Source organism: Bacillus sp. LNXM12-1 (assembly GCF_003004375.1).
GTDB lineage: Bacteria > Bacillota > Bacilli > Bacillales > Bacillaceae > Bacillus.
The window spans coordinates 144068-158044 of record NZ_PVWX01000004.1 but is presented as its reverse complement, the minus strand read 5'-3'; the positions used below and the strand labels follow the sequence as shown (position 1 = coordinate 158044).

Here is a 13977-nt window from a genome sequence, read left to right as displayed (position 1 = left end):
GTGCACAGGTTCATGCTTTTCCATCTTAAAACATTTCACTAATCGTTTTCGCCTGCATGTGTAGAGCTAGGTAATCTGGACCGCCTGCTTTTGAATCGGTTCCTGACATTTTGAATCCGCCAAATGGGTGGTATCCCACGATGGCTCCTGTGCAGTTACGGTTAAAGTAGAGATTCCCTACATGGAACTCCTGCTTCGCACGGTTGATGTGATCACGATTATTGGTAATGACAGCACCTGTCAAACCATATTCCGTGTTGTTGGCTACTTCAAGTGCCTCATCAAAGCTAGACACTTTCGAGAAGGCCAAGACTGGTCCGAAGATTTCTTCTTGCATCAAGCGAGATGTTGGCTCAAGATCTGCAAAAATGGTTGGGTGAATGAAGTATCCTTCCGAATCATCACTCGTTCCACCAGTCACTAAACGGCCTTCCTCCTTGCCCACCTCGATATAATCCGTGATCTTGTCAAAGGACGCTTGATCAATGACAGGTCCCATGTAGACATCCGCAGAAAGAGGATTCGCTGTTGTTTTTGTTTCTGTGATTTCCTTCACTCGCTCGACCACTTGGTCATACAGCTTCTCGTGGACGACAGCCCGAGATCCAGCCGAACATTTCTGACCTGAAAAACCGAAGGCTGATGTGAAAATGGCATTAGCCGCTAATTCGACGTCTGCATCCTCATCTACAACCACTGTATCTTTACCGCCCATTTCAGCAATGACGCGCTTTAAATGCTGCTGACCTGGCTGTACTTTTGCCGCGCGTTCAAAGATACGTGTCCCTACTTCTCTTGAGCCAGTGAATGTAATCAGGCTTGTTTTCGGATGATCGACTAAGTAATCTCCGACCTCTGCTCCGCTTCCTGGTACAAAGTTCACCACACCCTTTGGAAGACCTGCTTGCTCAAGCTCTTCCACAAAACGTGCCGCAATCACAGGAGTTGCACTCGCTGGTTTTAAGACAACTGTGTTCCCTGTAACGATTGGTGCTACTGTTGTTCCTGCCATAATGGCAAACAAGAAGTTCCACGGCGGAATGACGAGCGTCACGCCAGTTGGTGTGTAAACATATTGATTGCGTTCCCCTTCGCGGCTGTTCACTGGTTTGCCTTTCGCCAGCTCCAGCATTTGACGGGCATAGTATTCAAGGAAGTCGATTGCTTCTGCTGTATCTGCATCCGCTTCGTTCCAAGGCTTACCTGCTTCTTTTACAAGAAGGGCTGAATACTCATGCTTTTTACGGCGAATGCTTGCCGCAGCACGGAATATGACGCTGGCTCTTTCTTCTGGAGACGTATAGCGCCAAGTTTCAAATGCTTTCGCCGCAGCTTGAACCGCTTGCTCTGCCTCTTCTTTCCCGGCCTTTGATACGGTTCCAACGACTTCATCCTTTTTCGCTGGATTGATCGAGATAATCTGGTCTTTCGTTTCGATTCTTTCTCCATTAATCACGAGCGGATAGGTTTGACCAAGTGATTCTGTTACCTTTGCTAATGCTTGTTCAAACGCTTTGCGGTTTTCTTCCTGGCTAAAATCCGTGAATGGTTCATGTTTGTAAGGTGTTGTCATCTTTGTCACGCTCCCGTTTCAAATTATTTTCTCGTCATCCCTTTTAAAGCAAAGGCAATGTTTGCCGGCCGTTCTGCAAGACGTCTCATGTAGTAGCCATACCACTCTCGTCCATACGGGGTATAGACCCTCATTTGATAGCCCTCTTTCACAAGTGCCTGCTGCGTTTCTGACCTCATGCCATACAGCATTTGAAATTCGAACTGACTTGTCGGTATATTGTGTTTTTTCACAATATTTTTCGTAAACTCGATCATTTGATCGTCATGTGTCGCAATGGCTGTATAGTTCCCTGTGAGTAATTGCTTTTCGATCAGCTTTTGATAATTCTGATCGACGTCTTTTTTGTTTGGATACGCCACTTCAGCGGATTCCTTATAGGCACCCTTTACAAGTCTTAAAAATGGCTGAAGCTCATTTAGGTCATCAAGATCCTTTTCTGTTCTGTACAAATACGCCTGCAGGACCGTACTGACATACTCATATTGAGATTTCATCTCTTTAAAAATGTCCAGCGTTTTTTGACAGCGCTGTTCATCCTCCATATCGATTGTCACCATGATACGGTGTTTCTCTGCCGTATCTAAAATGCTTTTCATATTGCGATACACAAGGTCATCGTCAATATCCAGGCCGAGTGATGTCATTTTGAGTGACACGTGGGAATTGAGTCCCGCCTCAGCAATCCGCTGAATGGTTTGAATACACTCATTCGTCCGCTCATTTGCAATCTCTGCCTTTGTGACAAACTCACCAAGGTGATCAACTGTTACAGCCATCCCTTGATCATTTAATCGTTTGATGACAGAGATAGCGCTCTCAAAATCCTTCCCACCGATGATTTTCTTAGATGCAACAGCACTTCCCCAATTACGAGCAATATGGTTCAAGAGACTGCTCTTTGACAAAAACAAGAAGAAATTTCTTGTGACCGACTCCATAAAGGGCACCTCCCACTCTTTGTAAGCTATGTCTTTATTGTAAGGCTCATAAGCTGTCCGCTACAATATTTGAAGATGACAAAAATTCTGACTTTTTTTGTGGTTTTATCACAATAAGAGTTAAAAAAGAGCCTGCCGCTATCCGGCTGGCTCTTCCCTCCTACGCCCACACCTCATCAAGGGTAGACTGCAGCAGCTCATTTAATTCTTGCGTGAGATTGTCTTTCGGCTGATTGTAGCTTTTCACCAATTCATCAAAACGCGCCAGCTCTTTGTCGATGAATGGATGGACATAGGCGAGACGGTTCTCTACATCCATTTCCTCTCCGTCCATTTTACGTTTGAGCAGCTCGTGAATTTCTGTTAAAAGCGGGCCTTCCTCCACTAGCTCCTCGAGCAGTTCATGAAAGTCCATCGGCGGAACCGTCCGGTAGCGTTCAATCCACTGACAGGCAAATAGCGGACGAAGCACATAGAAATACTTCTTGATTCGCACCTGCTCCCCTCGTAAATGCCGGCTTTCATTCCGCTTCGCCATATTGAGGTAATGATACATCAATGCTGCAGGATAAAACGCTCGATCCTTTAATTCTCTTAGCTGCTTTGCTAAAGAGAAAGATTCAGCATAGATGATGTCAGAAGATAGCCATTCCATGATGGATGGATTTGATTTATTGAATAAGCGAAGTGCCTTTCTAAGCTCCCAGCCGCTGATATCAAGCACGTCATCAATCGGCCGTTCAATGACATCACGATGCTCTTCCATCGCCCAATACCATTCTTTCCGGGGAACATATAAAAAACGAACATCATAATCACTATCAGTCGAGGGAAATCCCCATGCCCTGCTGCCTGATTCAACGGCGAGGCAAATCTTTACGTCATACGTTTCTTCGATGATTTTCAGCTCTTCCTTGATTCTCTCTCTCAACATCCATCAACTCTTTCTATAGAATTCTGCATGACTTCTTCACGTTTTGGGAAAATACGAATAAGACATATAAAAAAGGAGTTGGATCTGATGTCTATATCTCGCATTATGAAATGGATCACCGGGATTTTTGAAGCCTGCCTTGCCATCCCTGTGATCGGAGGTCTATTCGTTATCAGCAATGGCTATTCACCGCTCATGGTCATGCTTATTCTGCATATTATCACACTCGTCTTATCGAAGCGAGACCAGGGACCAATGATTGGAAGCATCATCGGAATTGTCACATCCTGCCTTGCTTGGATTCCAATTCTCGGATTCATTCTTCATATCATCACTGCCCTTGCCCTGATTATCACTGCGTTAGTGCCTGATGAAAAAACGAGACAGAATACGAGCTATTAAAAAAGAGGCCCTCCTAGAGCGGCCTCTTTTCTTTTAGATCCTTAAATGCTTTTGTAAGAAGGCAAGCTTCTCTGTTTGAAAAGCCGGGATGTACTCGTGTCCAAAGTAGCGATACACCTTTAAATCTTTATCTGTTTCTAAATGGTTGTATACCGCAAACACAGTAGATGGCGGGGTGATTTGGTCGATCAGACCGATGGCCATCAATGTGGGCTGTTTCACCCATTCGGCTAAATTGATCAAATCAAAGTAGCTCAATGTCTCAAATACCTTTTCTTCCGCTTCTGGATCACTGTTTCTTCGAAAGTATGAATTGATTTCTAAATAAGGCTGCTCCAATGCCACATCCACTGCACGCTCGAAATTTGATAAGTAAGGATAATCTGCCACGACGACCTTTGGAATGTCTGAAAGTGCCGCAGCTGCAACCGCCAGTGCACCTCCCTGGCTTCCACCCACCACGCCGATACGGTGTTCATCCACTTCCGGAAATGACTGAATAACGTCGAGTGCACGAACCGCATCTAAATAAACACCTCGATAATAGTAGGTCTCCTTCGATAAAATGCCTTTTGTCATCCATCCCAAAGCCTGCCCGCCTGGTGTCACTGTCTTATCTTCACTGCCGCCTTGACCGCGGACGAGCATACCAAATGTCGCATAGCCATGCAGTGCCCAGTTGACGATGTCGTGAATGCCGCCGTCATAGCTGGCATTATAGCCATGAAAACGAACGAGCGCTGGATGCGGACCTGTTTGATCTGGTACCGCATACCAGCCTTCAATTCGAGAATGACCAAAGCTTTGATACGTCAGGCGGTACACCTTAACGCCTTTCACTGGATAGCCATAAGGTTCAAGTGCTGGCTCTGCCTCCACTTGGCGCAGTTCTTCGAGCGACGCCTTCCAAAAGTCTGAGAAATCAGGTCGTGCTGTTTTCTTCGGTTTATATACTTTTAGCTCTTCTAGTGGTAAATCGAACAATTGCATACCATACTATTCCCCTTTGTTTTATTAGTTATGAGTATCATATCACTGTTTTCTTGACTTAGAAAGTCATTTTCACTACAAAAGACAAAACCTTCTGACATTTCTATTGGCAAAGAGGATTGAAACCTTTATGATAAAGAAACTGGCTTGAAGAATAGATGTTCTCAGGCAAAACAAATTGATAGACATTCATGGATTTTCACATTTACACCATCGCATAAAGGAGGAACCTGTATGAAAATCGCCCTTGTCCAAATGGACGTACAAATTGGAGAACCTAATGTGAACTTTCAAAAAGCAGAAGCGTTTTTAGAAGAAGCCATCCATCAGCAGCCTGATCTGATCATTTTACCCGAAATGTGGAATACCGGTTACGATCTTGAACAAGCCGAGCAGCTTGCAGATGTAAACGGTGAACGCACAAAACAGCTCTTCTCTTCCTTTGCCCGCAAACACCAAGTGGTTCTCATCGCAGGAAGTGTATTGAACAAGCGCACAGAAGATGACAACATCACCAACACGATGTATGTCTTTAACCGCCAAGGTGAGCTCTTAGTGGATTATGATAAAATTCACTTATTCCGCTTAATGGATGAGCACAACTATTTAACAGCTGGTGATCAGCTTGGTTTATTTGACTATGATGAGGATGTGAAGATCGGTGCGATGATCTGCTACGACCTTCGCTTTCCGCAGCTTTCCAGAACACTTGTAAACAAAGGGGCGAAAGTGCTCATCAATACGGCGCAATGGCCGTCAGCAAGAGTGGATCATTGGCGTTGCCTGCTCATCGCAAGAGCGATTGAGAACCAGTCATTTATGATTGCTGTTAACAGAACAGGCACAAGCAGAGACACTGAATTCCCTGGCCACTCCATGGTGATTGATCCACTTGGCCGTATTCTGCTTGAAACAAGCCATGAGGAAGACATTTATTATGCGGAAATTGATCTTCAGCTAGTGGATGAAGTGAGACAGCAAATTCCTGTGATGACGGATCAGCGTCTGGATATCTATTAGAAAGCAGGGTGCTCCCCTGCTTTTTGCATTTAATTAAACGTTTGTTTAAGCTTGATTCTGGTAAAGGTCCATTAGGGCTTGAGCGGCTTTCGTTAAATACCTTTCTTCCACATATGCAAACACAAGAGTGCGGGTTGGGCATGAATCAATTTTCAAATAAGTGACTTCGTTCCATTCCTCTTGTGCCACCATTTTCGGCACAACTGTCACACCTAGTCCATTTTTGACCAATGCCTGCGCTGTTTGAATATGACTTGTTTCAAAGGTAATCTTCGGCTGAAAACCATGATGAAGACATAGTTCCATGACCACTTGCCGAAAGCCATATCCCTCTTTCAACATAATAAATGCGGCGTCTTCCAGAAGGCGAAACGGAACAGACCCTTTCTGATCTGCTTGATTGATGATTTCGTTCAATTCATCTGTTGACCAGGGCTGGGCAGTTTGCGGAACTGCGAGAAGAAGCGGCTCTGTCAGCATGTGTTTCGTTTTCAATGATTCATGCTCGACAGGCATAGATAAAATAGCCAAATCCAGCTTTCCAGCCAATAGAAGTTTTTCTAGCTCACGAGGTGATTCTTCTATTAGTTGAACGTGAACATGAGGATACGTTCGACAAAAGGTTTTTAATAAACCGGGCAAGACATAGCCCCCTGTGACTGCTGGCGCTCCAATGTTCAGCTCTTTCCCCACCTCATAAGCTGCTTCTCCCATTTCACGCAGCAAATCATCTCTTTCCTTCAAAATGTTCTCAGCCCTTTTAATGAATCGACTCCCTTGAGGTGTGGGCGTGACTTGTCCATACTTTCGAATAAAGAGGGGTGTGTCTAATTCCTCTTCCAGCTTCTTCATTTGTTGGCTTAAAGAAGGCTGTGCAATGTGAAGTTGATCCGCTGCTTTTGTAAAACTTTTCTGCCGGTACACTTCCATGACATATTCCATCATTCGTATATCCACTTTCATCACCTCATAGGTTTTAACTATTCATGTCATATCTTTTATGTCTTAGACAAATAACAAAATGAATTTTACGATAAAGAGACAACAAAGGGGGAGAAGAAATGAATCCATATGCTAAAGCCGAAAACCAATTCTCACAAAATGCCGAGAACTATCGAGATTCACCTATATTTGCAGCCGGAGAAGAGCTGGAATGGATGAAAGCAACAGCCAATACGAAGAGTCACGAGCATTTACTTGATATCGGCTGCGGGGCAGGACATACCGTTTTTTCCTTTTCAGATATCATTTCTAAAGGAATCGGCATTGATGTCACGCAAAAAATGATCGAGGTTGCAGCAGCACTTGCGGAAGAACGCCAACTGAAACATATTACTTTTGAGCGGGCAGCCGCAGAAGCACTGCCCTTCGCTGATGAATCATTTGACATCGTGACGTGCCGCTTTGCCGCTCACCACTTTCCAAACCTTCCGGCAGCCATGTCTGAAATCAGCCGTGTCTTAAAAAAAGGCGGCACATTCCTGCTCGTCGATCATTACGCACCCGAAAACACTGCACAGGATTCATTCATTAATCACTTAAATAGACTCAGAGATCCTTCTCATGTGCGAGAAAACTCGTTATCAGAATGGAAAGAGCTCTTCGCTGCCAACCAACTGACTCAAAAAGAAAAGCGTTACTGGGATCTGCAAATTGATTATCAGGACTGGATGATGCGTGGACGCACACCAGAGAATGTTCAAAAAGAGATCGTTACCCATCTTCAATCCGCAGACCCTGATACAAAGCAGCTGTTTCAACTTCAATTCGATGCACAGCAGCAGCCTATTTCCTTCTGTTTAAAAGCTGCACTCATTCAAGGAATGAAGAATTGAACTTATAGAAAAAGTCTACCCTCGTTGGTAGACTTTTTTATTTCGAGTATAAATCCCAGCCAAGCTTGAGTGTGTCCACAATATAATTGGCGACTTCCTCAGCTTCTAGATGATCTGTTTCGACTCTTGAGTTATGAAGGGCATATATTTCCCGGCGCTCTTCAAACAGCTCTTTCATCTCATCGAGCGTCCGGTTGTGAAGAACAGGGCGGTTTTCAATTAAAATATCAAGCCGCTGTTTCCAATTCTCCCAAGATAAATCAAGGAAAAGAACCGTACAATGCCTCAAGCAGGCGCGTTTGATTTCTTCCTGTTTGAATGCGCCGCCTCCAAGAGAAACGATCTTTAGCTGCGTATGTTCACATAAATCGACGATATAATCTTTTTCAGCCTGCCTGAAGAATGCTTCTCCTTTTTGCTGAAAGATATCTGGAATCGTCATGTTATACTTTTTCTCAATCTCCTGATCCACATCAATAAAATCTCTATATAGCTTTTTGGCAACCAGCTGCCCAATGGTTGTTTTCCCAACACCCATAAAGCCAATGAGGACAATATTTCGCTGTCTCACAGGGATTTCTCTATTGTTTTTCATATTCGTGACACGTCCTCCTTACGACAAGGAATGCTACATAATGTATCTATTATATGATAAATGGCGCGCGAAAAGATAGGCAATTTGAAAAATTGTACGTAGATCATCTGCATAGAAAAAAGAACCTACCCTCTTTGGAATAAGTTCTTCACTGCGTGCGTAACTCACGGTGCAATATCCTCTAATACTTTCTCGCGCGTTTCGATCATTTTAAAAGCAAGAATTGCTCCCACTACAGTCACACTTGCGAAAAGAATAAAAATAGTTGAAACACCGCTTACCTCTAAAATAAAGCCTATCATAATAGGAGCGATCGCTGAGGCCAGCCTAAGCCACGCTGTAGCAAATGCCGTTCCAATCACCCTCATACGTGTTGGATAAATTTCGGGTGTATATAGATAGAGAAGAACTGTAATTGTCCCCATCATTCCGTAAGCAGCGGACCCTAAATATATAACACTTTCTGGAGAATTAGCTCCGCTGATCCATAAAGCAGTTAATAAAGCACCTGTTACAATAAATGCAATGGTTGCCCAGCGCTTTCGTCCTACTTTATCAATTAAAAATGCACAAGCGAATACCCCTATGGTCTGTAAAATATTTGTTAGAGATGCTGCCCTTAATGAATCTCCAACTGGCAAATTGTAAACAGTATTATAAAGACTCGGTAACCAGTTATTTAAACCATTCGAAACAAAGTAGGCAGAAAACCATAGTCCCCATACGATCAATGTTCTTTTACGATAAAAAGTTGAAAAAAGCTCTTTCCAGTCGCCTTTTTCAGTACTGCTAGATACTTGCTTTGCTACAGGCATTCGTTTGTCAGTACTAGCTTCAATTTCTTCAATAATTCTTTCGGCTTCATCTAACCTGCCTTTCGAAATAAGCCACCTTGGAGATTCGCGCAACATGAAAAAGAATACAAAGACGATTAAACCTCCAATGCCCCCAATCAAAAACATCCACTTCCACCCAAAGCTAGGTACAACAAATGCGCCTATTTGAGCTGAGATCATTAATCCTAAAGGAAAAATCATCTCATAAAGCATAAAAAATCTGCCTCTCCCTTGAGCCCGGGACAGCTCATTGATATATGAGGCTGCTACCGGCACCTCTCCTCCTACCCCAATCCCTTGTATAAAACGAAAAATAAACAGGGCCATAAAATTACCTGAAAACACGCATGCAATACTCATGACGGACATGAGGAGTACAGTCCACTTTGCACTAAATACACGGCCGCGCCTTTCTGCTAACCAGCCAAAGAAAATAGCACCAATCGCTTGTCCTATATAACCAGACCCAATAAGAAGACCAATTTGAGCAGGTGATAAACTCCACATTCCGATGAGAACTGGGAGAACAAACGCTAAAGATAGAGCATCAAAAGCATCAAAAAAAGTAGCAGATCCCATAATGATACGAGGTTTTAAATGCCATCTAGAAAAAGGTACACTTTCCATTCTAGTCAATAGTTGTGAAGCTCTATCAACAACTTGCCCATCATGAGAATTTGGATTTCCGCTGAGTTCTAACGTCATGGTATCTCCTCCTTATTAGAGGAAATGATGCAAAAGTACATGCCGAAGAGCGCTAAAGAAATCGCTTACATTTTAAACCAATAGACATTCTAAAGCGTTCATACGAGTTTTCAGCATCTATCATTTCTTTTTTGGCGTTCCCGTGGTGCCCCGGTCTATATAGTACATAGGGAAGATATGTTCCATCGCATCTAACTGTTCTCCTTCCAATAACTGTGTTAGTAAAGAAACAGCTTTTCTTCCCATTCCAACTAAATCAACATGAACTGAAGATAAAGAAGGGGTTAGAAAACTTGCAATGGGCACATCATCGGCACCAACGACAGACAAATCATGAGGTATTGACACATTTGCGTTATTTGCCGCTTTCATGACCCCCATCGCCAAAAAATCTGAAGAGCAAACAACTCCAGTCATGTGCTGGTTTCCTTGGAGAAATTGAGAAACCACTTCTACTACTTTTCCCCCATCAAATTCATCTAACTCAAACACAAGTTCTTTGTTTATTGTTAACCCTAAATTTTTAAGTGTGCGCTCATATCCCTTGTAATACCTCACACTATGCATCGAACTCATTGGACCATTGACCAGCCCAATGGTTCGATGACCTTTATCAAATAAGGCCGTTATTGATTGACACACACCTTCTTCATCATCTGGCCTGACACATGGAAATGGAGAATCCTCTAGATAACTTCCGACAACTATAATGGGAATGGCTAAACTTTTTAACCAATCCATGCTTAGTTCTTCATTTCTTGGTGAAAATAGAATGGCTCCATCTACTGCCTGCGTTTCAAGTAATCGCTGCTGTTGTACAGATGTAAACGACATCAACATATTGAATTCCGTCTCATCTAATTCCTTCGCTATTCCATCTAGAATCGTTGAAAAAAATGGATTATTCAAAATATATGAACCACGCGGAACCACTACAGCTATATTCCCAGTCTTCCTTTTGACGAGCCCTCTAGCTCCTAAATTAGGACGATAGCCTAATTCATCAATTACTTGTTTGATTCTTTCAGCCGTTTGAGCACCTACTCCTGGTTTACCACTTAATACTCGGGAAACAGATGCTATAGACACTCCAGCTTTCAATGCTACATCTTTAATACTTACTGACACATTTCATACCTCCGGGAGTCTGTTGTTTTGTCCTCTATTATAACCTGACTCACCTTCATCATGAAATTAATGGTCTGTTATCTACTGACGTTTTCCTTAAGCAAACCAACACTTTGAAGGCCCTGGCGAATCTCTTCTTTCTCCTTATGAGTTAAAGGTAAGACCGGCTTCCTAGCAAGCGAACTACTGATTAGACCTCGCTGGTACATCGCTTCCTTCATTCGCAGATGAGAGGTAGATGAAGGTTCATCCATTTTATACACAGCATGCTTTAATTCGAAGATTCTATCGTAAACTTTATTGGCCGCTACAAGATCTTTTTCTTCCACACATTTCACAAGTTCAGCGATCAAATCTGGCACAAAACAGCCGAAACCTACAAGTGCTCCATCAATCCCTTGAATTAATGTTGGCAATAAATATTCATCGTGACATGTGAGTAACGATACATCTGGTGCATGTTTTTTCAATGCCCGCACATCGACCTCGTATTGTGCCATGTCTCTTTGACCAATTTTAAACGAGACAACATTCTCAATTTCCGACATTTCTAGTAATTGATTGGTTGTATATGAGGTTTTTGTCCAAGTTGGATATTGATGTACGATGATTGAAATGTCAATCGCTTCTGCAACTTCTTTAAAGAATTGGACAGGTGACTCAGGCTGCATACCGAATCTTAGCCATGAATGTGGCGGCATGAGAAGTATACCTTCTCCGCCAGCTTCTTCAACGGCTTTTGCATGTTGGATCGCTTCAATTGTCCCTTCAGCAGAAACCCCAGAAATGACAGGTACTTCCCCTTTTAATTCGTCGGCTGCAATGCGCACAGCCTCAGCTCGTTCATGTGGCAGTAAAGTCATAATCTCGCCAGTATGTCCATTGACAACGATACCGTTAATCCCTTTGTGCTCCGCCACCCAACGGACAAGCTTACGAAAAGCAGGTTCATCAATTGAATAGTCATCTTTAAAAGGAATTAAGACAGCCGGGAATACACCGCTCCATTTTTCTTTATTTTTCATCAACAAATTCCTCCCCTTTCGATTATAGTAAACGTTTACGGTAAGCGTTTACGTAAACAATCATAAAATGACATAACGGAGATTGTCAACTAAATTTTTAGAAAATTTTTATTATTCAAATAAAAATACAATCAATTTCATTTTTCTAGTAAATAATATAGGTTTGTTTTATTTCTTAAATGATTAAGCAATATCTGCTGGTTAAAGTTGCTGATTATCATCCTAAATACATATTCAATAAGAGACCATTATAAATAATTTTATATTTTCCAAACAGTATTTTTACTATAAAAAACCTCTCCATCACAGGAGAGGTCTCTTGCATTTTCTTATTTCCACCAGTCATCAAACATGGAAGCTGGTACTTGGCGTTTATGCTCTGATTGAACATAGCGCTTTTCAATCGCTTCTGCTGCTTGATCTGACACTGGCTTACCTTCTAAGTAATCATCAATTTCATTGTACGTAATGCCAAGTTCTGTTTCATCCGTTTGCTGAGGTTTGTCATCAAGCAGATCCGCTGTCGGTTTCTTTAAGTATAGGCGCTCAGGTGCTTGCAGCGCTTCTAGCAGCATCCGGCCTTGGCGTTTCGTCAGACCTGTGAGCGGAAGAACATCTGCACCGCCATCGCCATACTTCGTGAAGAAGCCGGTTACTGCTTCAGCTGCATGATCTGTACCGATGACAAGCAATCCTTCTTCTCCTCCGACAGCATACTGCGCGATCATTCTCATACGTGCTTTGACATTTCCTTTATTAAAGTCAGACAACGGGCCGCCTGTGTCCTTTTGATATTGTTCACTAAATGCCGTCACGGCAGGCGCAATATCATATTTCCACGACTTGTCCGGCTGAATAAATGATAAAGCGAGCTGTGCATCATCTTCATCCTGCTGCACACCGTGCGGGAGGCGCACCGCAATAAAGACTGCCTCTTCTTTTCCTTCTTGACGCAGCTCAGATGCAGCCAGCTGTGCAAGACGGCCAGCGAGCGTTGAATCCTGTCCGCCGCTAATGCCGAGGACGAATCCTTTTGCGCCAGTTTTTTTCAAGTATTCCTTTAGAAATCCAACCCGCTTTTCGATCTCCTGCTTTGGGTCAATTGAGGGCTGCACATGCAACTCTTGGCTGATCTTTTTCTGCAAACTCATACACTTTTCCTCCTAAGCATCCTCTACATGAAGAGAACAGGTTTTACTCTGAATTCATTGGTTTGACAACGTTTTTTAAGTCTTCATTATACCATGTTTTCAGGAAGAACATTTTGTTAGACGTTCCCCTATTTCATTAATGATCAAACATTCACAAAAGAAAAAGACCATGTCTATATGGACTGGCCCTTTTCTTTTTCAATCAATTTCTACCCGTATAGATGTACAGCTTGCGCCATTACAATTCCCAATATCAGAAGGACATGCGGATACGGCCACAATGAGATCCATTTCGGCTCGCAGACGAATGTAATCACCGGGAAGAGATTTTGGGAGCTCCACAGACAGTTTTCCTTTTTCATCAATGACTGTATTCATAAAGGCATTAAAAGGATAGTACATATCCTCCTTAGGAATCCCAAATGGCTCAAAGGCAGTCCGCAAATTATCGTAGCATGTATGCATGACCTCTAAATGCGTCCGTCCGTATAAAAGCTGATACATTTCTTGCCGGCAGGCGGGCATGTATAAATCATGGCATTCGACTGTGTCTTCAATGACCGTAAACATCGGTTTATATAAATTAGAATAGAGCTTATCCCCTTTTTTCACTTTTGACGAAAATAGGCTGTCCATTGTCGCGCCTTGGTCAAATTTTTCATAAAAATCCTTTTCATGATAGGCCATGACATCTGCTACTTGCTGACCTTCAATATCAACGACCCGCATACATTGGCCTTTTCCTAAGCGAAAGCCGTGTCCATCCTTTGGTAAAATGACATATTCTCCGTTCATCACATGCACTCCTTTCCATGTCAGTATGCCCAAAACGTCCCCTTGAT

The 13977-nt window shown here is 42.9% G+C and carries 14 protein-coding genes; 3 read left to right on the top strand and 11 right to left on the bottom strand.

Annotation, left to right across the window (positions count from 1 at the left end):
* Window positions 1-25 precede the first annotated feature (25 nt).
* The 3 genes from pruA to C6Y07_RS15550 all read right to left on the bottom strand — a co-directional run bounded on the left by pruA (window position 26) and on the right by C6Y07_RS15550 (window position 3445).
* Window positions 26-1573 carry an L-glutamate gamma-semialdehyde dehydrogenase gene (pruA, locus tag C6Y07_RS15560; protein WP_060595502.1) on the bottom strand — a complete coding sequence of 516 codons (1548 nt, stop codon included), beginning with the start codon at window positions 1571-1573 and terminating at the stop codon, window positions 26-28.
* Between the two features lie 23 nt (window positions 1574-1596).
* Window positions 1597-2514 carry a proline dehydrogenase family protein gene (locus C6Y07_RS15555; RefSeq protein ID WP_034664177.1) on the bottom strand — a complete coding sequence of 306 codons (918 nt, stop codon included), beginning with the start codon at window positions 2512-2514 and terminating at the stop codon, window positions 1597-1599.
* 160 nt (window positions 2515-2674) lie between these two features.
* The gene (locus C6Y07_RS15550; protein ID WP_095285952.1) at window positions 2675-3445 is read right to left on the bottom strand and encodes a nucleotidyltransferase domain-containing protein; all 771 of its coding nucleotides are present in this window, start codon (window positions 3443-3445) and stop codon (window positions 2675-2677) included.
* A gap of 90 nt (window positions 3446-3535) precedes the next feature.
* Here C6Y07_RS15550 and C6Y07_RS15545 point away from each other — a divergent pair, with 90 nt between their 5' ends.
* On the top strand, window positions 3536-3850 hold the full coding sequence (locus C6Y07_RS15545; protein ID WP_012008865.1) for a hypothetical protein: 315 nt from the start codon (window positions 3536-3538) through the stop codon (window positions 3848-3850).
* A gap of 33 nt (window positions 3851-3883) precedes the next feature.
* Here C6Y07_RS15545 and C6Y07_RS15540 read toward each other — a convergent pair whose 3' ends face one another.
* Window positions 3884-4840: an acetylxylan esterase gene (locus tag C6Y07_RS15540; RefSeq protein WP_060595501.1), complete on the bottom strand. Its 957-nt coding sequence runs from the start codon at window positions 4838-4840 to the stop codon at window positions 3884-3886.
* A 234-nt stretch (window positions 4841-5074) separates the two neighbouring features.
* Here C6Y07_RS15540 and C6Y07_RS15535 point away from each other — a divergent pair, with 234 nt between their 5' ends.
* Window positions 5075-5860, top strand: a complete 786-nt coding sequence (locus C6Y07_RS15535; protein WP_060595500.1) for a carbon-nitrogen family hydrolase — start codon at window positions 5075-5077, stop codon at window positions 5858-5860.
* A 45-nt stretch (window positions 5861-5905) separates the two neighbouring features.
* Here C6Y07_RS15535 and C6Y07_RS15530 read toward each other — a convergent pair whose 3' ends face one another.
* Window positions 5906-6805: a LysR family transcriptional regulator gene (locus C6Y07_RS15530; RefSeq protein WP_106061720.1), complete on the bottom strand. Its 900-nt coding sequence runs from the start codon at window positions 6803-6805 to the stop codon at window positions 5906-5908.
* 116 nt (window positions 6806-6921) lie between these two features.
* Here C6Y07_RS15530 and C6Y07_RS15525 point away from each other — a divergent pair, with 116 nt between their 5' ends.
* Window positions 6922-7695, top strand: coding sequence for a class I SAM-dependent methyltransferase (locus C6Y07_RS15525; protein ID WP_106061719.1), 774 nt, complete (start codon window positions 6922-6924; stop codon window positions 7693-7695).
* 37 nt (window positions 7696-7732) lie between these two features.
* Here C6Y07_RS15525 and C6Y07_RS15520 read toward each other — a convergent pair whose 3' ends face one another.
* The 6 genes from C6Y07_RS15520 to C6Y07_RS15495 all read right to left on the bottom strand — a co-directional run bounded on the left by C6Y07_RS15520 (window position 7733) and on the right by C6Y07_RS15495 (window position 13930).
* On the bottom strand, window positions 7733-8290 hold the full coding sequence (locus C6Y07_RS15520; RefSeq protein WP_106061718.1) for a shikimate kinase: 558 nt from the start codon (window positions 8288-8290) through the stop codon (window positions 7733-7735).
* Window positions 8291-8454: 164 nt separating this feature from the next.
* Complete coding sequence (locus C6Y07_RS15515; protein ID WP_066031353.1) at window positions 8455-9831, bottom strand: MFS transporter; 1377 nt, start codon at window positions 9829-9831, stop codon at window positions 8455-8457.
* 120 nt (window positions 9832-9951) lie between these two features.
* Window positions 9952-10959, bottom strand: coding sequence for a LacI family DNA-binding transcriptional regulator (locus C6Y07_RS15510; protein ID WP_060595496.1), 1008 nt, complete (start codon window positions 10957-10959; stop codon window positions 9952-9954).
* A 77-nt stretch (window positions 10960-11036) separates the two neighbouring features.
* Entirely contained in the window at window positions 11037-11984 is a 948-nt protein-coding gene (locus C6Y07_RS15505; RefSeq protein ID WP_060595495.1) for a dihydrodipicolinate synthase family protein, read from the bottom strand.
* A 329-nt stretch (window positions 11985-12313) separates the two neighbouring features.
* Window positions 12314-13135, bottom strand: a complete 822-nt coding sequence (gene nadE, locus C6Y07_RS15500) for an ammonia-dependent NAD(+) synthetase (protein WP_034664190.1) — start codon at window positions 13133-13135, stop codon at window positions 12314-12316.
* Window positions 13136-13333: 198 nt separating this feature from the next.
* A complete protein-coding gene (locus tag C6Y07_RS15495; protein WP_060595493.1) occupies window positions 13334-13930 on the bottom strand; it encodes a DUF1989 domain-containing protein in 597 nt (198 codons plus the stop codon).
* Between the last annotated feature and the right edge of the window lie 47 nt (window positions 13931-13977).